Consider the following 24648-nt stretch of genomic DNA (forward strand, 5'->3'; position numbering starts at 1 on the left):
TAGGGTAACGCACCGACCCCTGTTCCGTCCCCGCAGACGTCGACGCCGATCCCGCTATTCGAGCACCGCCTCCTTGCGTGCATCGGCGCCGAGATCATCGCTTGCGTCCTCATCTGGCAGAGGCGCGGAGCTGTTCGGTGACGACGGATCCGAGGCATCCGACTCTTCACCTGCTGCCTTCGGTTTCTTCGTTGATTCCGGCTTTGGGCGATGGCTCCGCCAATCCGAAACCGTCGCGTGAACCGAGCACGGTGTCACGACTTCGATTGACATTTGCCCGGGATAGGCGGTTAGTCCGAGCAACGCGCCGTCATCTCGGTCAGCGCGGAACCGCATCTCGTCTGGTCCGGGATTGGACATGACGTCACTCACAATCCAGCCCTCAGCTTCCCAGTGCTCGCGGACATGCGTTGCCGCGGTAAAGGAATCCTCAACGGAGTAATTGATCAGCCACTCATCGAGCTGGCCGCCGACTTCTGCGCAGGTCTGCGGCAACCAGACATTGATCATGCTCAGATGGTCATCGGTGCGCTCCAACCGCCACTCGAAATCTTCCTCGAACATGTCCATCCAGCCGCGTTCGACTCCGCTTGCTCGAAGTACCTGATCGAACTGATCGGCTACCCAGAGCTGCAACTCCTCGAGTGTCATGTGCGACGTGATCCCTCCCGACCTTGTAACTGGGACTTCCGTCGCGCAACCCGCGAGCGGAACCGTGAGCGCGATCGCCGCGGCCGCAACACCCAGACGCGCGCGCCTCATCTCGCCACCTCGCAATCCACGCGGCGCGGCGCCATAGTGCTCAAGGGCGCCTTGATCCCGACAACGCACTCCGCCGATGACCGTTCGAGCGAGCTCTGAAGGTCAGCGCTGATCTTCCCTGTAGACAGCTCGGCGACGCTCATGAGCGATTCCGTCTGTCGATCCAAATACCCGTGCCCCTCTGAGGCCGAAATACCGATGATGCCGGGCCTCTTTCCTTCGCCGATCACGCCGTGGCCGTCCGTCCGTTTCAGATCCCGCTCAGGGTCCCCCTCGGACGAGAACGACAGCGCGCCGCCATATACGGGACTCGCGTCGTGCGCGGGAAACCAGAAGGGGGCCCGGGCGTCTGCGTTCGGCTGCCCACGGCGTGCCAGCCCTGCCCCGAGCGGGGCGAGGCGGTCGGCTGACGCATGCGTCGTATAGATCGCCGCCTGCCCGTTTGAAACCTCACGCACCCCGAGTTCGTTCAGCGAGGGCACGATATGGGTGTCGAGCCCTGCAGAACCCAGCATGATGAAACTGTTCACCGGATGCTCGACCCGAGCCAGCGCGTTCGCAGCGACAGTCGTGCCGTAGGAGTGGCCGAGCACGGAGACCGCAAGCGAAGCCTCGCTCCCACTCGCCGCACGCGCTTCGTGCAGCCCGTCGAGTTCGACGGCGAGGCGCTCTGAACCTCTCCTCGCCGAGTGGGGGCCGAGCACCTCGAGCATCTCGCCACCGTCAGGAGTGTCGTAACCGAGCCAAGCGACGACGGACCGATCTTGCGACGCACCTTGCACGTTTCCCTGCTCGAAGTACACGTTGCGACTGGCAACGTTCCAGCTTTCAAGCACGCAGTGCGCGTCGCTGTTCATGCCCGCGACCTCCCATGTCGCCACGTCGGCTGCGTCGAGGTTGCCGTAGCCAACTGCCGCCCGTGGCGTTGCACCCGAGGTGTCGAGCGCGACCAGCTGCACCGGAGGGCGCGCCGCACCTCGAAGCGCCACCTCCTCCGCCTCCGCCTCGAGTAATAGGCTGACCTCGGCCATGAGTTGGAGCTGGTCCGGTGTGAGCGAGGCCGAGTATGCGCGATAGAAGTCGAGCAGCGCACGATTCGCGCGATCTCGGTCAGCGTACGGGAGCCCGGGGAGATTACCGATGACCCACGGCACTTCTGCGATGAGCCGTTTCTGCTCAGCGGACGATAGTCGATTCCACCGTGCTGCAGTTTCAGCGGGATGTGGGGGCGACTCCCATGCTGCGGCACCAGAAACTCGACCGATCAACCGTTCAAGCCCTGGGTGAGAAGTCCGCAGCCGCGGTGTTGCGGCCGGTACGCCAGCAAGCTCTCCCGAAATGACCGACGAGACCGCCGCAACGCGGGCGGCGCGCCCGTCACCCGCGAGACTGAGCAACTGCCCTACCGTGGTAGCGCGCAGCTCTCGCAGGATCGAGGATTCGACCGACCGTCGCTCGTCGATCAAACCTCGCCAGGTGCGGCGAGCGGCGCGCACGCGTTCGATCGCAGCGTGCCAGCGCGCAGACGCAGCGAGCCACGGTTGTTCCGAAAGCGCCCGGAGATGTTGCACTGCTGCACTGCAAGCACCTGGACTCAACGGGTCCAAGGCAGCTCCCAATCGCGGCTCCGGAAGTGCGCCGGGCGCGCCCTCGTCCCACCGGTACTCGACTTGAGCACCGATTTGAGCGGCGAGTTCCGAGATCTCCTCTGCCGACCGGCGGATCGTTTCGAGCGCCTCTTCGACGTCGCTTCGCACTCGCGCCGCACTGCTGTGCAGAGACTCAACCGCGGACGCGTAACTGAAGAGCGCTCGGCTCCCCTGCGCCGCGCTCGCCTGCCCTTGAGTCGCGCCGGGCTCGACGACGTCGCGGAGACGGCTCACGACCGCCGTTATCGCCGCACCCCGCTCGAGACCGAGCGAGGTCGCCGCGTTGCTCACGGCAAGACACACGCGGTTCAGGTCGTCCTCGATGAGTCGGGCGAATCGCGCTGCCGTGGCAATCTCGTCGCTCGTGCCCCGAACCGGGCTCCCGATCAGAACCTCCTCCGGACTAGCAGGGACGAACATCGTCATCGCCCGACCCTGTCGCCGCTCGGGTGCGCGTTCACGGCGCCCGCGAGTTGCGAATCGATGGCCGCTGCTTCCTCACGTAATGCACTCAGCGCTTGGTCCGCGGTGTGCGCCGCGTCCGAGAGCGCATCGGCGCTGGTGTGCAGCCCCTCGAGAAACGCGGAGATCGTCTCGCCGATCCCTGTGATGCTCGGGAAGTGGCCACGCGGCCGGCTGTTCAGATGTTGCCGCGCGTCACGCCTCGCGGCGACCAGAAAGGCGCTCGCGTCGCTCAGCGCTTGGTCGGAAATTCGTACGTCGCTCACTGCGGCTCCTCTCACCCGTGCGACTCGCGCCGCGCGGACCGCGCGGACGACGCTCAAACGAATGATCAGCGGATTCTCGCGGCAATCTGCGCGTCCATCTCGCGCATGGCGTTCGCCGTCTGGGTGAGGAAGTTCTGGATCTCGGTGAGTTTCTCGATCACCGTGTTCGCACCCGCCGTGTATTCGGTGTACGCAGACATGAACTTGCCCGAAGCCTGATCCGTCACGAAGCCCGACGACGCGAGCGAGGTGATGCGGGATTGCATCGTGCGGAGCCGCGCGCTGATCTCGTCGCGGCCGCTCGCCAGCTGCGACGCGGCCTGCTCGATTTCGGCGTAGGAGACAGTGATGTTCGCCATCGGAGGGGTCCCTTCAGTAGCGCGATCCCCCCGGCTCGCTCGTGTGTCTGAGCGTCAGTAGTCGCTTCCCGATGGGTGCGCTGCCGACGACTGCCACACTATGCGGCGCGATACAGCAGCAGAGGCGAGTTGTCGCTTCTGTGGATAACTCCATGCACAGAGCGACAACTCGGACACTGTGAAGAGGGGATGACTCGCTCGGTGGACCTCCGGCCCCGTGGCTCGCGGCGTCAGACGCCGAAAAGCGCTGGCACGTCGGAGATCGCGACGCGATCCTTCGTCCCCTGCGCGCGATCCCACACTTCCGCGAAGCCTTCTGCAGCGTCGCGGCCCACGACCAGCACGCGCGGAACACCGAGCAGCTCCGCGTCGCCGAACTTCACACCGGGCGAGACCTTCGGCCGGTCGTCGAAGATGACCTCGACCCCGTTGGAATCGAGCGTCGCGACGAGCGACTCCGCAATTTCGAGGATCGCGGGATCCTTCCCCGTCGCCACGACGTGCACGTCGAACGGAGCGATCGCCTCGGGCCACACCAGACCCCGGTCGTCGTGATGCAGCTCGGCGAGAATCGCCATGATGCGGGTCACACCGATGCCGTACGAGCCCATCGTGACGGTGACCAGCTTGCCGTTCTCGTCGAGCACCTTGAGCCCGAGAGCCTCCGCGTACTTTCGTCCGAGCTGGAAGATGTGCCCGATCTCCATGCCGCGAGCGGTCTCGATCGGCCCCGAACCGTCAGGCGCGGGATCCCCGTCGCGCACGTTGGCGATATCTGCCACGCCATCGGCCTGGAAGTCTCGCCCGAACACCAGGTGCGCGACGTGCTGCTCGTCCCGGTTCGCACCCGTCACCCACTCGGTGCCCTCGACCACTCGAGGATCAACGAGGAATCGGATGCCCGATTCGGCCTCGGAACCGAGGAACGCCGTCGTCTCGCCGTCCGATGACACCAGGGCAGGCCCGATGTAGCCCTTCGCCAGTGCAGGGTGTCGTGCGAGATCGGCGGCAGTCGCCGGTTCAACCTCTGCGCCCGCGAAGGCGACCTCGGCCCGCTTCATATCCGCGTCGCGGTCGCCCGGTACGGCGACGACGACGATCTCCCGCTCGCCACCGATCGGGGTGACCGCGAGCACGAGGCACTTCAGCGTGTCCGAGGCAGCCCAGCCGCGACCATCATCGCGCGGCAACGCCGAGTTCGTGTGGGCGACGAGCGTTTCGATCGTCGGGGTGTCCGGGGAATCGAAGACGAGCGCGCGAGGCTGGTCGGCGATCGGCAGTGCGTCCGGAACCGGAGTGCTGTAGGCCTCCACGTTCGCCGCATAGCCGCCCTCCGAGCGCACGAACGTGTCCTCGCCGATCGTCGTCGGAAGCAGGAACTCCTCGCTGCGGGAACCTCCCATGGCGCCGGCATCGGCTGAAACGATGACGTACTCGAGACCGAGTCGCGTGAAGATCCGCTCGTAGGCGGCGCGCTGCCGCTCATAGCTCGCGTCGAGCCCCGCGTCGGTGGCGTCGAACGAGTAGGCATCCTTCATGGTGAACTCGCGGCCGCGCAGGAGGCCCGCGCGCGGGCGCGCTTCATCGCGGTACTTGTCCTGGATCTGGAAAATCGTGAGCGGCAGATCCTTGTACGAGGAAACGATGTCCTTCACGAGGTTCGTGAAGACCTCCTCGTGCGTGGGGGCGAGCAGGTAGTCGGCGCCGTGCCGATCCTGCAATCTGAAGAGCGCCTCCCCGTACTCGTCCCAACGTCCGCTCGCCTCATAGGGCTCGCGCGGCAGCAGCGCGGGGAAATGCACCTCGTGCGCGCCCGACGCGAGCATCTCCTCGCGCACGATCGTCTCGAGCTTGCCCTTCACGCGCAGCCCCAGCGGCATCCACGCGAAGACGCCCGGGGCCTGGCGGCGGATGTACCCGGCGCGAACCAGCAGCTTATGGCTGGCGACTTCGGCGTCTGCGGGGTCTTCACGGAGGGTCTTCAGAAAGTAGGAGCTGAGCCGCGTAATCACCCCACCATCGTAGCCCTCGCGGTCAATGTCGGTGGGCCGCCGTAGTCTGACACCGTGATGCGAACGCGCTGGCTCCGAGGGCTGGCACCGGTCCTGGTGCTGGCGGTCGCGGCTGTCCTCCGCTTCTGGGCGCTCGACCGGCCGTCGACGCTGGTGTTCGACGAGCTGTACTACGTTCGTGACGCGATCAGCCAGCTCGCCCACGGCTTCCCCACCACCTGGCCCGACGACGATCCCGATATGTCCGGCGCTCGAGCGACGGCCTTCAGCGATGATCCTTCGAACGCGGTGCATCCTCCGCTCGGCAAGTGGTTGATCGGTCTCGGCATTCTCGCGTTCGGTCCGGGCAATGGCTGGGGCTGGCGGAGTGCCGTCGCTCTCGCGGGCGTGCTCACGGTCGCGGTCACGATGCGCCTGACCTGGCGCATGTCCCGAAACCTTCTGGTCGCGTGCACCGCGGGGCTGCTGCTGGCAATCGACGGTGTGCATGTCACGCTCACGCGCGTCGGGCTCCTCGACGGGTTTCTCACTCTCGCCGTCACAGTCGGCGCATTGTTCGTGTGGCGTGACATCGAGCAGACGGCGGATCGCGCGAGTGCTCAGACGAGTGACCCATATGCGCTGCCCTCGCCGCTCACGGAGGTGCCAGGTCAGGCGCTCGCCCCGCGCATCGAGTGGCGCCGCCCGTGGTTACTCGCCGCGGCAGTCGCGTTCGGTGCGGCGGCCGCCATCAAGTGGTCCGGGCTCTATCCGCTCGCCGCGTTCCTCCTGTTCATCACGGTGCGGGATCTCGTGCTGCGCCTGCGCGCTTCGCCGGCGCGAGGGATCGCGGAGCCTCGCCCCGGGTCCGAGCTCAGGGCGGTGTGGCGGGCGACTGGGCGCGCCATGGTGCAAGGGCTCGTCACGGCCGCTATTGCGCTTCCGGTCGCCTTCGTCACGTACCTCGCGAGTTGGATCGGCTGGATACTGCACCCCGGAGGGTGGAGCCGCACTGAAGGAGCGCCCTGGTTCGAGTCCCTCGCGGTGTATCACGCGGACATGCTGCGCTGGCACAGCACGCTGTCAGCGGAGCATCCCTATGCGGCGCATCCGCTCACGTGGCCGCTCGCGCTGCGGCCGACCGGGATGTATGAGGTGCACTGGGACGCTTCGGAGGGCTGCCCGTGGCGCGCGTGCGCGGCGGAGGTCGCGTCGATACCGAATCCGCTCATCACCTGGGCCGGGGTACTCGCGATCATCGCGCTCGCTTGCGTCGTCGTATTTCGGCTGCGCCGCGGCCCTTCCCCGATCGGAACGGTGTCGGCATTCATCGTGGTGGGGTACCTCTCCGGTTGGCTCCCGTGGGTACTCACGTTTTCACGATCAGCGGTGTTCCAGTTCTACGCCGTGGTGCTCACGCCGTTCTCGGCAATGGCGCTGGCTATCGCTCTCGCGTTGCTCTGCAGGATCCCGCTGCGACCGCGACTCGCGAGTGTCGTGCAGCACGGGAGCGGCCACAATGAGACAGCTCGCGCGCGGCAGTCGAGCCGCGATCCGGAGAACGTCGCTTCCGCTCCCTTCGTTCCGGATGCCGTCGCGCTCCAAGTAGTTTCCCCCGAGGCCGTCACCACCAATACGACGGACGTTCCGGAATCCGTGGCCGGAACCCGAATCGCGGTCGCGCTGTTCCTCGCGTTCGCAGTCGCGCTGTCGCTCGTCTACTTCCCGCTGTGGTCGGGGATGCCCGTAGCGGAGTGGTTCTGGAGCGCCCACCTCTGGCTTCCGGGATGGAAGTAACGGACGCGAAGCGTGCGCCAGAACACCGGGGCATTGGAGCGAGCGAGCGTCAGAGCAGGCGGCGCTGAAGCGCCCAGGCGGTGAGCTCGTGCCGATTCGAAAGCTGCAGTTTGCGCAGCACGTTCGAGACGTGCGTTTCCACCGTCTTCACCGAGAGGAAGAGCTCCGCCGCGACTTCTTTGTACGCGTAGCCGCGCGCGATCATCCGCATGACCTCCTGCTCCCGCGCAGACAGCCGGTCGAGCTCGTCATCCTGAGCCGCAGTTTCGCCTCCACCCGCTCCGAACGCGTCGAGTACGAACCCCGCGAGGCGCGGTGAGAAGACCGCATCGCCGCCGTGCACACGGACGACGGCAGAGGTGACCTCCGCGCCGGAGGCCGTCTTGGTCAGGTAGCCTCGGGCCCCGGCGCGAATCACGCTCACGACATCGTCGGCGGCGTCCGACACGCTCAGGGCGAGCACTCGAGTGTGCGCAACGCCGGGCTGAGCGGCGAGGCCGCGCAGCACTTCGGCACCGCCCCCGCCCGCGCCGCCCGGAAGGTGAACGTCGAGCAGCACGACGTCGGGTGCCGTCGCACAGATCACCTCGACGGCCTCGTCGACCGTCGCTGCTTCCGCGACAACCTCGAGTACGGCGCCGAGCTCCGCGCGGAGCCCGGTCCGGAAGATCTGGTGGTCATCGACGATCACGACGCGGATCGGTGCGGCTTCATCACTCATTGGGTCTCTTTCCTCGGAAATCGCGGGCGGCCGTTGGGCTCGTCTTCAAGCGTTGTACTGCCGACGCCCGCGTCGTCGCTTCCCCCGGCGCCGGCGTGCCCGACTTCGCGCGGCATGTCGAGGCGTACCGATGTTCCCCCGCCCGGCCCCGGCACGATTCGCGCTCGTCCTCCGGCTCGTTCCATGCGCCCGAGGATCGATTCTCGAACGCCCATGCGCCCCTCGGGAAGGTCATCCAGGTTGAGGCCCGGTCCGCGGTCGGTCACGTCGATCGCCACGCGATCCTTCGTCACCTCGAGGTACACCGTGGCGTCACCCCCAGCGTGCCGCGCTGCATTGAGCATCGCCTCTCGCGCGGCCGCAACGATCGGAGCCGGCGCTATGAACCCGTCCTGGACCCCGACTGCCACCACCTCGAAGCGCACCGGAAACTCGGCTTCGAGCGCCGCCGCGTGGGCACGCACGTCGGTGTCGAGGGCCGCACGCATCGGCTCAGCGGCACCATCGGCTCCTCGAAACAGCCACTCGCGAAGCTCCCGCTCCTGCCCGCGTGCGATGCGCGCCACTTCGCTCCCGGGCTCCGAACGCTGCTGGATCAGGGCGAGCGTCTGCAGCACCGAATCGTGCAGGTGCGCAGCGATCTCAGAACGCTCGGCTTCACGGGCGCGACCCGCACGCTCCGCGATGAGCTCACGATTCTGCCGCAACAGCCAGGGCGTGACGGCGAGCGCGACCCCGGCCAGCACCGCGACGGCCGCACCGATGACCGTCCAGGCATTCGGCTCACGCGCCGTCACGAAGAACATCAGCACCCCGACCGCGACGAGCGAGAGAGCGGCGAGGGCGCGCGGCCACGGGTTGCGGTCCGTCCGCCCCCGGTCGGCAATCTGCCACCACGTGAGGCCCACACCGACGAGCACCGCGAGCGCCGGGAGCAGGACCTCGAGGCGCAAGTGCATTCCGAGGCGATCGAGCAACAGCCCTCCGCCCGCGATGAGCAGGCACACGCCGAGTAGAAGTTCCGCGATCGGCCATCGGGTACGGGCGGCCGCCGGGGTAGTTGCGGCGGCGGAAGAGGCAGCGGAACCCTCGCCCGAGACAGACGACGACGCTCCCGGGGTGCTGCTTCGCGGCGGATCCGGCGGCGCGGTCGCGCCGCCGCCCAGCGCGGAACGTCCGGCGGCGAGCGCATTGCCCCACCGCACGCCGGCGATCGTTGGAGTCGCGGGGCTCGAGGATCCCGGAGCGGCAGAGGCAGCCGTGTTCGTCGGTTCCGGCGGATCCTGACCCTCTGCGGGCTTGGTCAACGCCCGCTTCAACGGAACGAGCGCGTCGCTCTCGCCCTCCCAGGGCACCGTGAGCCAGAGCCACACATAGAAGAGCGCCCCGGCTCCCCCGAGCATCGTGCCGAGCAGCATCACAACGCGCACCGTCTGCGGCGCGATCCCGAGGTGCGCCCCCAGCCCCTCGCACACGCCGGCGAGCACGCGGTTGTCACGCGCACGCGCAAGGGGAGCAACTGGCATGTGCCCCATCCAATCAGGTTGCGGCCTTGCGCGGGGCGCTCAGGGACCGGGATCAGGGGCGGGTCAGGGGAAACCCCGATGGCAGCCGGGCGAGCGCTCGGACACACTCGAAGTATGACCGATACACCGCACTCTGAACGCCCCGACGGGCCGCCCTCGGGGCAGGGCTTCTTCGACTGGCTGCGCGGGCTGCGCATCACCCGCGGCGGCGAGCGCTGGTTCGCCGGCGTGGCGAGCGGCGTAGCCGCACGGCTCGGCGTTGACCCCATCATCGTGCGCGGCGCCTTCGTCGTGCTCGCCCTCCTCGGCGGCCCGGGCATTCTGCTCTACCTTCTCGGCTGGCTGCTGCTTCCCGGTGCGGACGGCCGGATTCACGTCGAGGAGATCTGGCGGGGGCGAGCGTCGGCCGGGCTGGTAACGGGTGCCATCATCGTGGCGGTACTCGTGGTCATCCCGGCGTTCATCGGGCTCTTCACTCCCGGCGTGACCTTCCCGGCCCTCAGCATCTGGAGCTGGGACGTGTGGGGGGTGCTCGGCATACCGGTGTGGCTCACGAGCACGTTCGCGTGGCTGTGCTGGATCGCGATCATCGTGCTCGCATTCCTGTGGGTGCGCCGCAGCCTGCTCCGAACGGGGCGCGAGCAGCGTACTGCTGACCCTGCCGGATCGGGACCCGCTTCCGAACCCGATCGACCGGCCGAACGGGGTGCTCCAGTAAACGAGCAGGCACCGGAATGGGCCGAGCGCGCGGCGCGCGACGCGGCCGAGTGGGGGCGTCGCGCCGGAGAGAACGCGGCGCAGTGGGGTCGCGATGCCGGTCGCCGCGCCGAGGAGTGGAGCGCTCGCTACGCGGATCATCATGATTCACGCCGACTGGGCGCCGCGCACGTGCTCATCACACTTGCGTTCGCGTTGCTCGCCGGCGGTGCGGCTGCCCTGTGGACCGTCCGCGAGTCGGGCGGATCGCTCGCCGTGGGCACCGGCGCGCTGGCCACGCCGCTCGTCGTCGGGTGCACGGCCGCACTCGCTGTGCTCGCTGTGTCCCTGATCATCGCGGGGGTTCGTGGTCGCCACACGGGGTTGATCGGGTTCCTCGCGAGCTGCGGCGTGATCGCTCTGCTCGTCACCGTCGTACTGCCGTCGGGCACACGATTCATCCCGTTCGGCATGATGCACGTCGATGGCCGGGCAGATGTCGGAGGGGCCGTCATTGCTGGCAACGTCTCGCTCGACCTCTCGGACGTCGGCGAGAGGACACACGCCGACGGCGACCTCGAGGTTTGGATGCTCGCCGGTCGCGCGACGGTGGAGCTCCCCGATACCGAGCCCACCATTGTCCGCGTACGGATGCTCGCGGGCCGTATCGATGAGTCGGCTCGGACCGGTGCATCAGAGGGCCTCGATGGATCGGGCCAGCGCGTGATGTCCGGCCCGTTCCTGTGGCGTGAGATCCGATCCAACGTCGAGCCAGGGGCCGCGGACGAGGCCGAGGTCGTGACGCTGACGGTGCTCGCCGGCAACGTCGAGGTCGAGGGCGGATCGGGCTCGGAGCGACTCGAGCGCGGTACGCCCGAGCAATCGGCGGCGGAGCTGGAGGAACAGGTCGCGTCACTCGAGGCCGATCTGGAGGAGGCCGAGTGGCGGCTCGAGGAGCCGGGCCTGTCCACCGTGGATCGCCGTGACATCGAAGCGGAACGCGACGAGATCCGCCGCGAAATTGACGCACTCGAACGGGAGATGAACCGATGACGAATGAGCCCACCCGGCCACTGCCAGAGAACCCGAGCGACGACACGCGCCTGACTCCGCCGGTGCCGCCGATGCCCGAGCCGTCGAAAGCTCAAAATCTGCGCCCTGAGCCTCCCGAACCTCGCCAAAATGCCACTTTGGGCGAGGAAATCGGGGCGCTCGGCGCGGAGTCCAGGCAGCGCGGCGGGGAGACGAGCGGCAGGGAGACGAGCGGCGGCCCCGAGCGTGAGCTCGCGCGGCCCGGCCCGCGCACGGGGCCGATCGTATGGGGCGCCCTCATCCTGGTGTTCTGCGCCTATGTCGCTCAGCAGGTGTTCGGCACAGATGGACTCGACGCGGCCGGGTGGATCACGCTCGCCGCGATCGGAGTCGGCGCGCTCCTGCTCGCCGTCGGCGTCGCCGTGCTCGTGCGGAACCGCAGTCTGGCGAAACGCCCCGACTCACGGTAGGAGCAGCCGGGACGGCACGGCGGATCGCACGGAGCGGGGGAAGCGGCGGGCCGAGTGCTCCGCAGGGGCGAATGGCGCCGCCATTACACGCAGCAAGCAGCAAGGCAGCAAGGCCCCCGGCCCTCACAGGAGTGAGTGCCCGGGGCCTTCGTAATTGTCGCGCCGCCTACACCGGAATGCGAGGGATCTCGCGCGTCTGCGCGGCGATCCAGTGCAGCGGCACGTCGATCGCGACGCGCGTGCCGCCTCCCGCATCCGGGCCCCACGTGATGCTGCCGCCGAGCTCGCCCTCGATGAGCGTGCGCACGATCTGCGTGCCGAGACCATCGCCCACGGTGCCGCCGGGCAGGCCGGTACCGCTATCGATGACCTCCACGGTGAGCCGCTCATCGGTGCGGTTCGCGTCGATGTACACCTCGCCCTCACGCCCAGCGAGACCATGCTCGACGGCGTTCGTCACGATCTCGGTGAGCGCCAGTGCGAGCGGCGTCGCGTATTCCGACGGCAGCTCCCCGAACTTGCCCTCCTTGTGAGGGTGCACGGTGGTGTTATGGAGGCTCGCGACCTCCGCCGCGAGCCCGAGCACGCGGTCGAACACCTTGTCGAAGTCGACGATCTGATCGAGACCCGACGAGAGCGTGTCGTGCACGACCGCGATCGCCGCAACCCGGCGCATCGCCTGCCCGAGCACCTGCTTCGCTTCCTCGCTCCGAGCGCGTCGCGCTTGAACGCGCAGCAGTGACGCGACCGTCTGCAGGTTGTTCTTCACCCGGTGGTGGATCTCGCGGATCGTCGCATCCTTGGTGATGAGCTCCTGCGCCTGCTGCCGCAGCTTGGTGACGTCGCGGGTCAGCACGATCCCACCCACGCGGGAGCCGTCGCGGAACACCGGGATCGACCGCAGCGTGATGGTGTGCCCGCGCGTATCGACCTCGACGCGCTTCGCAATCTTGCCCTGGGCGATCAGCGGGAGGGACTCGTTCGTATCGAACTGCCCCTTCACGACCTCGGCCAGCACCTCGCTGAAGTTCTCCCCCTCGATCTCGTCGCGGAAGCCGAGCGAGGAGAACGTGGTCTGCGTGTTGGGGCTCGCAAAGGTCGCAATTCCCTCGAGGTCGATCCGCACGAGCCCGTCGGAGGCTCGGGGAGCGCCCTGCTCTCCGCCGCGAGAACTCCCCGGAACCGGGAACAGACCCTGCTGGATCATGCCGAGCAGGTCCGCGGCGACCTCGCGGAACGCGGCGCCGATGCGCGACGCGGTCTGTGTGTCGGCGACACTCGTGTGCACCGTGATCACGGCGAATGGACCGTGCATCGTGCCGTCGTCGTCGCGGCGACTCACGGAATATGCCGCAAGGCGCATGGGACTCTCCTCGTACCAGGCCGGAGAGGTCGAGATGACGGGGTTGTTGCTCGACATCGCCTGATCGACGAGCTCGCGCCAATCAGCCCGCAGCAGATCGCCGATCACATCGCGGTAGAACAGCGTGACCGACCCCGCCGGGCGGCTGTGCGCGATGGCAAGGTAATTCTCGTCGCTCGTCGGTACCCAAAGCACGACGTCGCTGAGCGCCAAATCGGCGAGGAGTTGCAAGTCGAGGGTGAGATGCTCGAGCCATTCGATCTCCTCTTCGTCGAGGGATGAATATTTCGTCGCGAGGTTACGCAGTGTGGCCACCCGACCAGACTAGAGCACCGCTTGACTCCGAACACCCGAAGTTTCTCCGAGTCCGCACTCGACTGGCTGCAAAGCACCTGGGCTTTTTCGTCCATTGACGGGCGATAGTGCGGCTTCCCTAGGGTAGTGCGAACACGATGATCCGGCGTTGCGAAAGAGGCAGGGTTCCTGGGGAGCGCGACGGCGGCACCAACGAAAGGAACTCCCCATGCCCGCTTCTGCAGCAACGACGCGTGTCACCGAGTCATCGCGTGTGCGCCTCGCACCTCAACAGCCCGAGCGCCACCTCCGCGCAGTCCCGAATAGTGCGCCCTCGAGCGCGCCGACGCTGAACCCGCCAGCGGTTCCCGAAGAAGGCGTTCGGCTCCGGTCCGTAGCTCGCCCGCGCTTCGGCGCGGCGCCCCGTCCGGCCGAAGGATCGCCGCGATCGGTTTCTTCCGATCCGCACACTGGGCTGGAACCCGCTCCCCCTCCGAATGTCTTCATCCAAAAACTCGCGCTCATCGCCTACGAGGTGCTCGAGGGGCGGCGCAGCATCGGCCAGCTCGGCGCGTGGATCACGCCGGAGGTCGCTGCCGACCTTCGGGCACGCCGCGCACTTCGAATGGAGCGAGAATGCTTGACCGGCGATCGTCGGCAGCGCGTCGCGTCGCCCGGCAGAGCGCACTCGAGCCGTCCGGCGCCGGAGGTGGTGGAGTCCACCGTTGTGCTCCACTCCGAACCCCGCTCGACCGCCGTGGCCCTGCGCTTCGAGCAACGCGGTCAGCGCTGGCGCGCCACGCACCTCACCGTGCTCTAGCGGACCGGCGCAACGCCCCTAGCGCTCACCGATGCGAGACAAGCGGTCGACAGTCACCATCACGTCGACGGGAATTCCCGCGTTTCGCAGTACTTCTCTGGTCGGCCGAGGGGAACGCCTCCATCCGTCAGCCCAACCGCGGCGCAGGCAATCACGCAACTGCGCCCGATCGCCCGAGGCGCGGAAGGTACGGAGCCAGCGCCGCGCCGTAGCCGCCGCGTAAAGCAACTTCTCCCACGGCAGCAGCGCGGAGCTCCGTCGGAAGACCCAGATCTTGTTGCGCACCTCGTAGTAGAAACGCGCGCCCGGATCTTGATCGCTCGAACCGCGCTTTACCGTGCGGTGCGTAACTACGGAATCGGGAACGAACAGTCCGCGCGCGCCCCGCAGCAGGCGCGCCGAGTACTCGAAGTCGTCGTTCCACAGGAAGTAGTCGGCGATCGGCAGACCGAGTTCTCGCACGCGAGCGGCCCGCAGGAACGCCGAGACGAACGAGATCGAGCGGATTTCCATCGCGCCGACGGAAGCCGCGCGGGAGCGTTCCGCCGCGCTCGCGCGGATCTTCGCCTTGGGAGTATTCATGGGGTGGTCCGCGCCGTCGGTCCACAGCACGCGGGAGCCCATGACCGCGAGGTCGTCCCTGCCCGTTGCCCGATAGCGCTCGTGCAGCGCGAGCGCACCCGCAAGGGCGTCGGGCCCGGGAACGGTATCGTCGTCCATCACCCAGACCCAATCAGTGTCGTCCTCGATCACGGCCGCGGCGATCCCGGTCGCGAAACCACCCGCTCCGCCCGTGTTCTCAGTCAGCGTCACGTGCCTGGCTCGAGCGCCCCAGGACTCGAGCATCTCGGCAGCGACCTCGACCGAGCCATCATCTGAAGCGTTATCGACCACGATGAGGCGATCGACCGGTCGGCTTTGAGCGGCGAGGGCTGCAAGCGACTCGCGAAGCAGTTCCCGCCGGTTGTATGCCACCAGCACGGCGGTCACGCGCATGCGATCCGTCCCCTAACGTTTTCGAACCCGCTCAGTCTAGCTCGGGCGTGCTCCACAACTTCCGGTAGAAGTCCACCGAACGCGAGGTGACGAGGTCGTGGTACTCCTCCGCATCGAGATCAAGGATCGAGCCTCGGGAGATGTCCGAACCATCCGTGAACACGGAAACCCCAGCACCGGCTCGGTGATCCCGAATCTCAAGACCCGCAAGTTCAAGCAGCGTCGGATACATGCTCAGCTGGTCCGCATCGCTCCGCGCGACCTGCAGATCATCGGGCGTCCAGATACGGTTGAACACAGAACGGTGATCGCGGTCCTTCAGTTCCTTCCAGAAGCTGCCGCCCTCGGCCAGCATCTTCTGATGGTCGCCCATCAGCACCACCGAGGTGTCCTCGAGATACCCCTGATCATCCATGTAGTCGACAAAGCGAGCCACCTGCTGCATCGAGCAGAAGGTGATCGACGTCATCACCGCCTCAGTGTCCTGCTCGCAGTATTCGTAGAGCCGCGGCCCCTCGTGCGTGTCGAGGGAAAGCATCGTGAGGTTGAACGGCTGCTCGCCGGCGTGCAGCGCATCGACCTTGTCGCGCGCGCGATCGAAGAGTCGGCGATCCGACAGTCCCCAGTCCTCGCGAATCTCGGTCTCGCGCAGCGACTTCCAGTACGGAAGATCGTCGATCTCGTCGTAGCCGTGCGTTGAGAGGAATGCCCCCTTTCCCGCGAAGCTTGCGTCAGCGCCGCCGAGAAAGACGTTGCGGTAACCCTGATCCTTCAGCACGTCACCGAGGCACGTCGCGCCCGCGAGATACGGCTCCTCCGCCCCATCAGCCGAGTTCATCTCGTTGAGCTCGGTGACGTCCACGGTCGACGAAGCATTGCGGAGCGGGATCCCGCACTGCGTGCTCAGAATGCCCGACATGGTCCACCCGCCGCCCTCGTACTGGCGGTAGCCGTCGATCGACTGCCACCCCTCCGTCGCGTCCTCGACCGGCTCGAGCATGTTCTTTTCGAACAGTTCGTCGTCTGAGAATGCGTTCTCGATCGACTCCAGGTAAATGATGACGATGTTGCGCTTCTCGTCAGCGCCGTTCGCCGGCCTCACCTCCGGCTCCGCAACGTAGCGCTCGAGGCCGAAATCCGTGGTCGCCTCACGGATGAGGGCGCGCGCGTAGTCGACCGCCCCGACTATGGAGCCGAGATAGGCGACGCCGGTCACGGCGAGAACCACTGAGAGGAGAGCAGCGATCCACCCCAGCCCGCGCCCCGCCGCGGGGCGCGCCTCCCGATAACTGCGATACCAGCGAGTTCGACGCACGAGCGTGATCACGACCGCGAGCACGCCCACCCAGGCCAGCGGGATCACGACGCCGCTCACGATCGCACGGAACACGAGGCCCGAGCCGCCGGCGCCCTCTTGCCCGCCGCCCAGATTCGAGAGCAACTGGTCGATCGTCAGCGGCCCGAACGTGCGCCACACCCAATAGCCCACGCCGAAACCGAGCGCCGCGAGCGCGAGGAGCACCCAGAGCAGCGCTATGCCGACGATCCTCCCGACTCGCCGCTTGCGCGGCCGGGGGTCGCCCACATCCTCGATGGCGTCACGCGCCTCGTCGACCAGCACCGGCCCGACTACTCCGCTTCCTCTGCGCCCGCTTCCTGCGGCGATGCGGCAGCTACGCCGTCGGCGACAAGCTGCCTGGCAACGGTGAAGTCCGGCGCCTCCGGGTCGATGGCGGGCGGAACGAGCTCGACGTTCACGATGTCATGCGCTCGAGCCTTGGCGGCGAGATCGACAAACCGCCCGAGCATCGACTCAGGGATATCGGTTTCAACGAGCTCGGTGCCTGCGGCAGCGACATCCTGGAAGCGCAGCAGCACATTCTGCGGGTTCATTTGTTCGAGGATCGCGGCCTGCAGCTGTCGCTGACGCTCCATTCGGGCGTAATCGCCATCAGCCGAGCCGTAGCGCGATCGCGCGTACCACTGTGCGGTGTAGCCATCCATCCCCTGTTTGCCCGGCTCGATCCACGCCTCGACGCCCTCGAGTTCGCCGGTCACCTCATTGATCTGACCGCCGATCGGCAGGCGCTCCTGCACGTCGATGGTGATTCCGCCGAGGGCGTTGATCAGGCTTTCGAAGGCGTCCATGTTCACCAGAACGTAGAACTGCACCTCGAGACCCGTTGTCCCGGAGACCGCGTCCTTGGTCGCCTCGATGCCGGGCGACGAGCCCTTCGACACGGCGTCCGAGTACATGCCGTCGTACGACGGCGATCCCGAATCCTCGAGCTCCGTCACGAGCGAGTTCAGCGCGCCCGTCGTGTAGCAGTAGTACCCCCCGCCCTCGACGATCTCATAGTTGTTCACCTCGTCGCAGTACCCCTCCGGGTACACGGCCTTCAACGGGGATTCCTCCGTGAACGGAGCGCCCTTCATGTCGCGGGGAAGGCCCACGATGACCGACTGGCCCGTCTTCGCGTCAACGCTGACGAGTGAGATGCTGTCCGGCCGCAGTCCCTCGCGGTCGGCACCGGCGTCGGTACCGAGCAGCAGGATGTTGTAGCGACCGTCGACCGGTTCGACCGCTGCCGCTCCCGAAAAGAGATCTCCCAGAAGATTTCGTCCCGCACCGACGGCCGTTCCGGCCCAGGCAGCGCCCAGGGCGGGCACGAGCGTCAACAGCACCGAGAGCATGGCGACGGGCACGCGCCACTTGCTCGGCACGCGTACGAGCCGAGTAAGGCGCAGCGTGTCGATGCCGAGCATCACCCAGATGACCGCGTAGATGAACAGCAACCACTGCACGACCAACAGCACGATGCCGTTCGTGAAGAACGTGAGCGTCGGCACGCGAGCGACCAGCAGCCCGATGCCTGCGGCGACCAGTCCGACGATCAGGATCGCGGTGGCGACCAGACCGAAGCGACCGAAGCGCCGATTTCCGGCGAGGAGCTGCGCGCTCCCGGGCAGCACGAAACCGAGCACGACGAGCCAGCGAGCGCGCTTCCCCATGAGCGGCGCGGAATCCAGGTCGGGATTTCGCAGTGGCCGCTCGAGGTCGAGCGTCATCCGGCGTAGCCCTCCGGGTTCGACGACTGCCAGTTCCACGAGTCTCGGCACGCGTCGGCGAGGCTCCGCGTAGTCCGCCAGTCGAGCGTGGTGTTCGCGAGAGTCGGATCCGCGACCACCTCACCCACGTCGCCTGCGCGCGGAGCTTCGATGACGAACGGAACCGGCTGGCCGGATGCCCGCTCGAATTCACGGACGACCTCGAGCACGCTCGAACCCGTGCCCGATCCCAGGTTATACACGGCGATGCCGGGTCGGTTGTGCTCGAGGGCCGCCACGTGGCCCTCGGCGAGGTCCATCACGTGGATGTAGTCGCGCACGCCCGTTCCATCGGGCGTCGCATACGTATCGCCGAAGACGCTGAGACGTTCGCGCTTGCCCACGGCCACCTGGGCGATGAACGGCATGAGATTGTTCGGGATTCCGCTCGGGTCTTCGCCGATGCGACCAGAGGTGTGCGCGCCGACCGGGTTGAAATACCTCAGCAGCGTCGCGCCGAGTTCGGGCCAGGCCGACTGCGTGTCACGAATGATCTCCTCGATGATGAACTTCGAGCGACCGTAGGGGTTGGTGATCCCGTCGCCAACCGGGTGCTGCTCGTCGATCGGAACGCTCTGCGGCACTCCGTAGACGGTCGCGGACGAGCTGAACACGAAGTTCGTGATGCCGCGCTCGCGCAGCACATCGAGCAGCACGAGCGTCGCGTCGATGTTGACGCGGTAGTAGCGAGTCGGCTGCGCGACCGATTCACCGACGGACTTCAAGCCGGCGAGATGGATGACGGAGTCGAACTCGATGTCCTCGAGCGCGCGCTCCGAGGCCGCGCGGTCGGCGAGGTCGGCCTCGACGACGGGGACGGACTTGCCGCTGAGTTCTTCAACCCGACGCACCGCCTCGAGACTGCTATTCGAAAAGTCGTCGAGCACCACGACCTCGTGACCGTGCTCGAGCAGCACCAGGGCCGTGTGAGATCCGATGTACCCGGCACCGCCAGTCAACAGAACGCGCATGGGGACAGGGTACCCGTCGTCCTGGAAAAGATCCCCGCAACCGCACCGAAGCTGTGAAATTCGCCGAGGCGCCCACGAACGTTGCAATTGTGTCTCGGAGCGAGCGCCGCGCGCTGCACGCACAGGTGTTCCGACGGGGCGACTCAATACAATGTGGAATACGGTGGTGCGCCGCACCGTGAATGACTGGGTTTTAGGGGAGGTGGTCATGGCAACGCTGACCCTGATCGCGGACCCTTTCCCCGATTTCGAAGCGACTTCGCACGCCGCGGCCACTCGTGATCTCGCCGAGGCCGTTGCTCAGACGGCGCCGCGCGGCTGCTCTGCACGACTCCTGATGTCGCGGGGATCCACCGTTCCGGAGGTCACGACGCCTCGCCTGTCGACAGAGGTGCTGCCGCTCCGCGCTAACATGCTCCCGCTCGTGTGGCAGAACGGCGCGACGGCGCGCCCGCTCGACGGGGAGCTCGTACACGCGCTCACACCGATGATTCCACTGCGCTCACGCGGCGAAGACGACGGCTCGCAGACCTCGGTGATGATCCCGCACAGCATCGCCTGGGAGTCACCGGCGCTGCTCGGCAATTCGAGTGCGCGCCTCTTCCGCGCCTTCACCCGGCGCGCGGTGAAGCTCGCCGATGTCATCCTCACCCCGACGCACGCGACGGCCCGGGTACTGCAGCAGCAGTATGGCGCTTCGTTGCCCGTGCAAGTGTTTCCGCTCGCGCCGCCCAGCGACTTCGCGGCTCCTGCCGATGCGGAGGAGCGTCGCGCGAGCTGGGGGCTCCCCGACAGCTACGCGGTGACGACCGCGCGAGCCGACGCGCTCGGTCGACTCGAGTGGGTCTTCGACGCGATGCGACGAGACCCGGAACTGCCGCCGCTCGTCGTGCTCGACGGCGTCGACCCGCGGAGCGCACTGCAACGCGAGAAGGATCAAGACGCCGCTGCACCGAGCACGGTGGTGCCGCCTGACCTCGCGGCCCGCGTGCACACCGTTCGCGTCGAACAGCTCTCCGACGTGGGCGCGGTGTTCTCGGGCGCGATGGTGCTGTTGCAGCCGCAGGTGTTCGCGGGCACCGGCTACTCCGTGCTCGCGGCGCTCGGTGCGGCGCTGCCGGTGGTGCACGCGGGCCACCCCGCGATCGACGAGCTCGTGCTCGATGCCGGCGTGTCCGCTGACACCCCGAACGGGTTCGCCGAGGAATACAGCCGGCTCGTGAGCGAGTCGGGTGCGCTGGCGACACTCACCGTGCTGGCGTGCGACCGGAGCCGCGGGTTCAGCTGGCGGGCGTCGGCCTGGCAGCTCTGGGAGACGCACGCGAACCTCTGAGTCGTGCCCAGGCTCTGAGACTCCCTAGCGATTGGGTGCGTCGCGACGGTCGACGCGGGTGACCCCGCCGTGCGCCCGCGCATACGCCCAGGCGAGCACCGCGGCGAGGAGCATCGCCACCGCCACCATGGTGACCGTGCCCGACCAGCCCGTGACACCGAACGCCGCCGTCCCCGCCCACCCGAGCAGGCTTGACCCCGCGTAATAGCCGAGGTTGTAGAGCGGCGGCGCTTGACTCGCTCCCGGCGTACCGGCCGCACGACGCCCGGTGAGACCGCTCGCGATCGTGTGAGCTCCGAAGAACCCGCCGGTGAAGAGCAACAGACCCGCGATGATCATGATCAGCGATGAGCTGAGCGTCAATGCCAGGCCGCCACCCACCACTGCCAAGCTCCCGAGCAGCACCGCCGTCGGCGACGTGCGCGCGGCGAAGCGCCACACGACCGCCGATGCCAGGGTGCCCGCGAAATACACGAGGAACAGCCAGGACACTTGCACCAGCGAGAGCGAGTACGGAGGAAGCTCGAGGCGGAACGCGAGAGCATTGAACGCTGCCACGAACGCCCCCATCGTGAGGAACGCGTGAGCGACGAGCACGACTACCCCCGGGCGCCGCACGGCGTCGAACAGGGCTGCGACAACCCGTGGGGGTGCGGGAGCCGGGCGGATCACGGGCGGCACGAGCACGATGAACGCAGTGGCCGCGAGCGCGGCGAGCACCGCGACGGAGAGCATTCCTGCCCGCCACCCGAACTCCGCTTCCACCGCGCCGGCGAGCAGACGACCGACGAGCCCGCCGAGCGTCGTACCGGCGATGTAGGAGCCGACGGCGCCGCCCAGCGCTCCGGGGCGTACGGTCTCCGCGAGCAGGGTCACCGCGAGCGCCGGGATGCCCGCGAGTGCGAAGCCCTCGATCGCACGGAGCGCGAGCATCGGCGCGAAGCCCGGCGCGAACGGCGCGACCACTCCGACGAGCGCGGCAGCCAGGGTGGCCCACCGCATTGCGCGCACGCGCCCGATGCGGTCCGACAACCGCGCCCAGAGCAGGGCACCCACCGCCACGCCGATCGTGGTCGCGCCGATCGCCCACGATGAGGCGCCCGCATCAACCCCGAAGCTCCGCGCGATCTCCGGAAGGAGCCCCTGCGGTGAGTACATCTGCGCGAACGTGGCAACGCCCGCGCAGAACAGTGCGATCAGCGCGCGGCGGTACGCCGCGGATCCGCGAGCCGCGCGCGGATCTTCCGCTCCAGCTCCCTCGCCACCGTCGGTCGATCCCCGCCCCGCCTGCACTATTCGGCGGCGATGCGCGCGCGGAGGGCGTCATTCTTCTCGCCCACCGCGGCCGTCAGGCTCTCCGCGTACTCAGCGAGCCGAGCCGCGATCTCGGGGTCTGCGGATCCCAGAATGCGCGCGGCGAGGATTCCGGCATTCTTCGCGCCGCCGATCGAGACGGTCGCGACCGGGATCCCGGCGGGCATCTGCACGATCGAGAGCAGCGAGTCGAGCCCGTCGAGCTTCGCGAGAGGCACCGGAACGCCGATCACGGGGAGCGTGGTCATCGACGCGACCATGCCCGGCAGGTGCGCCGCCCCGCCCGCTCCCGCGATGATGACGCGCACCCCGCGGTCGGCGGCTGCACGGGCGTACGACACCATTTTGTCGGGCGTGCGATGGGCGCTGACCACCTCGACCTCGTGCGAGATGCCGAACTCGCGGAGCACCTGCACCGCGTCGGCCATCACCGTGTAGTCGGAGTCGGATCCCATGATGACCCCGACGAGGGGCGCAGTTTCAGCCATGCACCCATCGTATCCCGGGCAGGATCAGGCGAAGGCGGCAGCCGCTGCGCGAGCCTCGGCCCGCACCTGTTCGAGATCTTCGCCGACGACGGTGACGTGGCCGACCTTGCGGCCTGGCCGCGGCTGCTTATCGTAGCTGTGGATCTTCGCGCGGGGATGCGCGGCGAGCGCCTCGCCGTACCGCACGGGCATCGGACCCTCCTCCGGGCCGCCGAGCACATTCACCATCACTGCCGCGGGCGCGGTCATGGAGGTGTCGCCGAGCGGCAGATCGGCCACGGCGCGGAGGTGCTGCTCGAACTGACTCGTCACCGAGCCCTCGATGGAGAAGTGCCCGGAATTGTGCGGACGCATTGCGAGCTCATTCACGAGCACGCGTCCGTCGCGGGTCTCAAACATCTCGACCGCGAGCACGCCTGTGACGGCGACGCCCTCCGCCACGGTCTCGCCGATGCGGGCGGCCTCGGCGAGCACCTCGGGGCGCTCGGTCGGAGCCGGTGCCAGCACCTCTGCGCATACACCGTCTCGCTGCAGCGTCTCGACGACGGGCCACGTGCGCATCTCGCCGCTCGGGCGGCGCGCGACGAGCTGCGACAGCTCCCGCACGAAATCGACGAGCTCCTCGACGAGCAGGAAGCCGCCGTTGCCGTCCTCCGCGAGAGCCGTGAACCAGTCGCGCACCTCAGCCGCATCGGAGACGACGCGCACGCCCTTGCCGTCGTAGCCTCCGCGCGCAGTTTTCACGACCGCGCGGCCGTCGTGGGCCGCCAGGAACGCCGCGAGCTCCGTCGCGTCAGCAACAGCGGCCCAATCCGGAATCGGGACGCCGAGCTCCCCGAGCTTCTCGCGCATCACGATCTTGTCCTGGGCGTACTGCAGCGCATCGGGCCGCGGGTGCACGGCGACACCGCGATCCTCAAGCTCGCGAAGAATGACCTGCGGCACGTGCTCGTGATCGAAGGTGACCACATCGACGGTCTCGGCGAACGCGAAGACCGCCTCGGGATCGCGGTAATCCCCCACAGCGTCCGCAGCGCGCGCAGCGCTCGAACCCTCGTTCTCCGCGAGCACGCTGATGCCGAGCCCCAGGTGGATCGCGGGCGGCACCATCATCCGGGCGAGCTGCCCGCCGCCGATCACACCGATCTTGATGCTGCCGTTTTGCGTCACGTCACTCCCGGATTCACTCGCGTGCTGGCTCGGGTCGAGCGCGAGCGCGCCGACCTCCCCCTTTATTCTGCCGTACCCGGAGCCGGGCGCTTCAGCGCACGGGAGGTCGCTCACGCACGTGGGTGAGCAGGCAGGCGGATCAGGCCGCGACGACTGCGTCCTGCGCCGAGTTCGGCAGAATGAGCGGCATCTCGCTCATCGCTGCAGTCACCATGATCGGCAGATGATCCGAGGTGCCGCGATCGAGGGTGCGCACACTCGCGATGTCGAGACCCGCCGACGTCGCGAAGTCGAAGTGTCCGCGGAACATCTTGTAACGGGTGTAGGTGCGCTTGTCGCTCAGGCTGAGTTCGTATCCCGTGTCGCGCATCTCGGTGCCGAGCCGGTTCTTGAACACCGGGTAGTTGTAGTCGCCGACCATGAGCGCGGGCAGGCCGGGCCCCAGCTGACGCAGCTCGCCGAGCGCGGCGTGGATCTGGTGACGGCGAAGCGAGTTGAGCGCGGTCAGGGGTGCCGCGTGGAATGAGGCGACGACCAGGTCACGACCGAGTTCAGAATCGTGCAGGCGCACACCGAGCAGACGTTCGTGGGCCGGCGCGAGCAGCCGGTCGTGCAGCGACTTCTTGAGCTGGAAGGTGTGCGCGGAGCGGGAGTGGAATCGCTCGTCGCGGACGTACATCGCGAGGCCGAGCCGGTTCCGCTCGGTCGCGTGCACGAGCGAGAGGTGCTGGAGCCGCGCGGGAAGCGCGACTGCCTCGGCCTCCTGCAGACAGAGCACGTCGACCTCGTGATCGTCAGCGAGCGCTGCGAGCTCCGATACGGCGCGATTCTTCCGCAGGTTGTAGCTGATGACCTTCACGAAGAGACCTCCACTCGGTCGGGCGTCGAGCCCAACAGGTGCCACACTACGCGGAATCACCTGGAGAGTTGGGGTGCTCTCGCTGACAAATCGTTCAGTTGATTCACGGGTGGTTCGCGGGATTTCGCGGTATCTCGCGAGAGCGCCGGGCCGCGGTGCGCCGGCTCGGGCGGTCCGCAGCACGCGCGGCCCCGCTCCGGA

General features: G+C 67.7%; 21 protein-coding genes. 5 read left to right on the forward strand and 16 right to left on the reverse strand.

Translation table 11 applies throughout. The features are described 5' to 3' along the window. Positions 1-54 precede the first annotated feature (54 nt). The 5 genes from WFH00_RS02730 to WFH00_RS02750 all read right to left on the reverse strand — a co-directional run bounded on the left by WFH00_RS02730 (position 55) and on the right by WFH00_RS02750 (position 5510). Positions 55-651: a hypothetical protein gene (locus WFH00_RS02730; protein WP_336659062.1), complete on the reverse strand. Its 597-nt coding sequence runs from the start codon at positions 649-651 to the stop codon at positions 55-57. Positions 652-758: 107 nt separating this feature from the next. After that, positions 759-2837, reverse strand: coding sequence for an alpha/beta hydrolase (locus WFH00_RS02735; RefSeq protein ID WP_336659064.1), 2079 nt, complete (start codon positions 2835-2837; stop codon positions 759-761). After that, positions 2834-3139: a hypothetical protein gene (locus WFH00_RS02740; RefSeq protein WP_336659066.1), complete on the reverse strand. Its 306-nt coding sequence runs from the start codon at positions 3137-3139 to the stop codon at positions 2834-2836. The genes WFH00_RS02735 and WFH00_RS02740 overlap by 4 nt, the downstream gene beginning before the upstream one ends. A gap of 65 nt (positions 3140-3204) precedes the next feature. Then, positions 3205-3498 carry a WXG100 family type VII secretion target gene (locus WFH00_RS02745; RefSeq protein WP_336659067.1) on the reverse strand — a complete coding sequence of 98 codons (294 nt, stop codon included), beginning with the start codon at positions 3496-3498 and terminating at the stop codon, positions 3205-3207. A gap of 230 nt (positions 3499-3728) precedes the next feature. Continuing rightward, a complete protein-coding gene (locus WFH00_RS02750) occupies positions 3729-5510 on the reverse strand; it encodes a proline--tRNA ligase (protein ID WP_336659068.1) in 1782 nt (593 codons plus the stop codon). A gap of 57 nt (positions 5511-5567) precedes the next feature. On the opposite strand from WFH00_RS02750, the gene WFH00_RS02755 reads away from it, so the two are divergent. After that, the gene (locus tag WFH00_RS02755) at positions 5568-7286 is read left to right on the forward strand and encodes a phospholipid carrier-dependent glycosyltransferase (protein WP_336659173.1); all 1719 of its coding nucleotides are present in this window, start codon (positions 5568-5570) and stop codon (positions 7284-7286) included. 49 nt (positions 7287-7335) lie between these two features. Here the strand turns inward: WFH00_RS02755 and WFH00_RS02760 are convergent, their stop codons facing one another. After that, the gene (locus WFH00_RS02760) at positions 7336-8007 is read right to left on the reverse strand and encodes a response regulator transcription factor (RefSeq protein WP_336659070.1); all 672 of its coding nucleotides are present in this window, start codon (positions 8005-8007) and stop codon (positions 7336-7338) included. After that, positions 8004-9542, reverse strand: coding sequence for an ATP-binding protein (locus WFH00_RS02765; RefSeq protein WP_336659071.1), 1539 nt, complete (start codon positions 9540-9542; stop codon positions 8004-8006). The genes WFH00_RS02760 and WFH00_RS02765 overlap by 4 nt, the downstream gene beginning before the upstream one ends. 105 nt (positions 9543-9647) lie before the next feature. Here WFH00_RS02765 and WFH00_RS02770 point away from each other — a divergent pair, with 105 nt between their 5' ends. Together WFH00_RS02770 and WFH00_RS02775 are read left to right on the forward strand one after the other, a co-directional pair. Beyond that, positions 9648-11282, forward strand: coding sequence for a PspC domain-containing protein (locus WFH00_RS02770; protein WP_336659073.1), 1635 nt, complete (start codon positions 9648-9650; stop codon positions 11280-11282). Positions 11283-11419: 137 nt separating this feature from the next. Continuing rightward, positions 11420-11731 (forward strand): hypothetical protein, encoded by a 312-nt coding sequence (locus WFH00_RS02775; protein ID WP_336659074.1) that lies wholly within the window; start codon positions 11420-11422, stop codon positions 11729-11731. Positions 11732-11897: 166 nt separating this feature from the next. Here the strand turns inward: WFH00_RS02775 and WFH00_RS02780 are convergent, their stop codons facing one another. After that, entirely contained in the window at positions 11898-13409 is a 1512-nt protein-coding gene (locus tag WFH00_RS02780; protein ID WP_336659075.1) for a sensor histidine kinase, read from the reverse strand. A gap of 208 nt (positions 13410-13617) precedes the next feature. Here WFH00_RS02780 and WFH00_RS02785 point away from each other — a divergent pair, with 208 nt between their 5' ends. Continuing rightward, on the forward strand, positions 13618-14208 hold the full coding sequence (locus tag WFH00_RS02785) for an Rv3235 family protein (protein ID WP_336659076.1): 591 nt from the start codon (positions 13618-13620) through the stop codon (positions 14206-14208). A gap of 18 nt (positions 14209-14226) precedes the next feature. Here the strand turns inward: WFH00_RS02785 and WFH00_RS02790 are convergent, their stop codons facing one another. Genes WFH00_RS02790 through galE form a run of 4 tightly spaced genes read right to left on the reverse strand, consistent with a single transcriptional unit; the run spans position 14227 to position 19283 of the window. Beyond that, complete coding sequence (locus WFH00_RS02790; RefSeq protein WP_336659077.1) at positions 14227-15204, reverse strand: glycosyltransferase; 978 nt, start codon at positions 15202-15204, stop codon at positions 14227-14229. A 31-nt stretch (positions 15205-15235) separates the two neighbouring features. Then, positions 15236-16825: an LTA synthase family protein gene (locus WFH00_RS02795; protein ID WP_336659078.1), complete on the reverse strand. Its 1590-nt coding sequence runs from the start codon at positions 16823-16825 to the stop codon at positions 15236-15238. A gap of 8 nt (positions 16826-16833) precedes the next feature. Further along, positions 16834-18273, reverse strand: coding sequence for an LCP family protein (locus tag WFH00_RS02800; protein WP_336659080.1), 1440 nt, complete (start codon positions 18271-18273; stop codon positions 16834-16836). Further along, the gene (gene galE, locus WFH00_RS02805; protein WP_336659081.1) at positions 18270-19283 is read right to left on the reverse strand and encodes a UDP-glucose 4-epimerase GalE; all 1014 of its coding nucleotides are present in this window, start codon (positions 19281-19283) and stop codon (positions 18270-18272) included. Before galE ends, WFH00_RS02800 begins: the two co-directional genes overlap by 4 nt. 208 nt (positions 19284-19491) lie before the next feature. Between galE and WFH00_RS02810 the strand changes: the two genes are divergently transcribed. After that, positions 19492-20616: a mannosyltransferase gene (locus tag WFH00_RS02810; protein WP_336659082.1), complete on the forward strand. Its 1125-nt coding sequence runs from the start codon at positions 19492-19494 to the stop codon at positions 20614-20616. A gap of 24 nt (positions 20617-20640) precedes the next feature. Here WFH00_RS02810 and WFH00_RS02815 read toward each other — a convergent pair whose 3' ends face one another. From WFH00_RS02815 to WFH00_RS02830, 4 genes are all read right to left on the reverse strand, one after another. Further along, positions 20641-21909, reverse strand: coding sequence for an MFS transporter (locus WFH00_RS02815; protein WP_336659083.1), 1269 nt, complete (start codon positions 21907-21909; stop codon positions 20641-20643). Next, positions 21909-22418: a 5-(carboxyamino)imidazole ribonucleotide mutase gene (gene purE / locus WFH00_RS02820; RefSeq protein WP_336659084.1), complete on the reverse strand. Its 510-nt coding sequence runs from the start codon at positions 22416-22418 to the stop codon at positions 21909-21911. The genes WFH00_RS02815 and purE overlap by 1 nt, the downstream gene beginning before the upstream one ends. A 24-nt stretch (positions 22419-22442) precedes the next feature. Next, entirely contained in the window at positions 22443-23588 is a 1146-nt protein-coding gene (locus WFH00_RS02825) for a 5-(carboxyamino)imidazole ribonucleotide synthase (RefSeq protein ID WP_336659174.1), read from the reverse strand. Positions 23589-23727: 139 nt separating this feature from the next. Next, positions 23728-24447 carry an endonuclease/exonuclease/phosphatase family protein gene (locus tag WFH00_RS02830; RefSeq protein WP_336659085.1) on the reverse strand — a complete coding sequence of 240 codons (720 nt, stop codon included), beginning with the start codon at positions 24445-24447 and terminating at the stop codon, positions 23728-23730. Positions 24448-24648: the final 201 nt, after the last annotated feature.

The sequence above is a fragment of the Leucobacter sp. USHLN153 genome, from assembly GCF_037145615.1.
Classification (GTDB): Bacteria; Actinomycetota; Actinomycetes; order Actinomycetales; family Microbacteriaceae; genus Leucobacter.

Excerpts from the sequence above, each read along its gene's own strand:
- WFH00_RS02730 (WP_336659062.1), bottom strand. The coding sequence starts at position 651 with ATGACACTCGAGGAGTTGCAGCTCTGGGTAGCCGATCAGTTCGATCAG.
- WFH00_RS02735 (WP_336659064.1), bottom strand. The coding sequence starts at position 2,837 with ATGACGATGTTCGTCCCTGCTAGTCCGGAGGAGGTTCTGATCGGGAGC.
- WFH00_RS02745 (WP_336659067.1), bottom strand. The coding sequence starts at position 3,498 with ATGGCGAACATCACTGTCTCCTACGCCGAAATCGAGCAGGCCGCGTCG.
- WFH00_RS02755 (WP_336659173.1), top strand. The coding sequence starts at position 5,568 with ATGCGAACGCGCTGGCTCCGAGGGCTGGCACCGGTCCTGGTGCTGGCG.
- WFH00_RS02760 (WP_336659070.1), bottom strand. The coding sequence starts at position 8,007 with ATGAGTGATGAAGCCGCACCGATCCGCGTCGTGATCGTCGATGACCAC.
- WFH00_RS02765 (WP_336659071.1), bottom strand. The coding sequence starts at position 9,542 with ATGGGGCACATGCCAGTTGCTCCCCTTGCGCGTGCGCGTGACAACCGC.
- WFH00_RS02770 (WP_336659073.1), top strand. The coding sequence starts at position 9,648 with ATGACCGATACACCGCACTCTGAACGCCCCGACGGGCCGCCCTCGGGG.
- WFH00_RS02785 (WP_336659076.1), top strand. The coding sequence starts at position 13,618 with ATGCCCGCTTCTGCAGCAACGACGCGTGTCACCGAGTCATCGCGTGTG.
- WFH00_RS02790 (WP_336659077.1), bottom strand. The coding sequence starts at position 15,204 with ATGCGCGTGACCGCCGTGCTGGTGGCATACAACCGGCGGGAACTGCTT.
- WFH00_RS02800 (WP_336659080.1), bottom strand. The coding sequence starts at position 18,273 with ATGACGCTCGACCTCGAGCGGCCACTGCGAAATCCCGACCTGGATTCC.
- galE (WP_336659081.1), bottom strand. The coding sequence starts at position 19,283 with ATGCGCGTTCTGTTGACTGGCGGTGCCGGGTACATCGGATCTCACACG.
- WFH00_RS02810 (WP_336659082.1), top strand. The coding sequence starts at position 19,492 with ATGGCAACGCTGACCCTGATCGCGGACCCTTTCCCCGATTTCGAAGCG.
- purE (WP_336659084.1), bottom strand. The coding sequence starts at position 22,418 with ATGGCTGAAACTGCGCCCCTCGTCGGGGTCATCATGGGATCCGACTCC.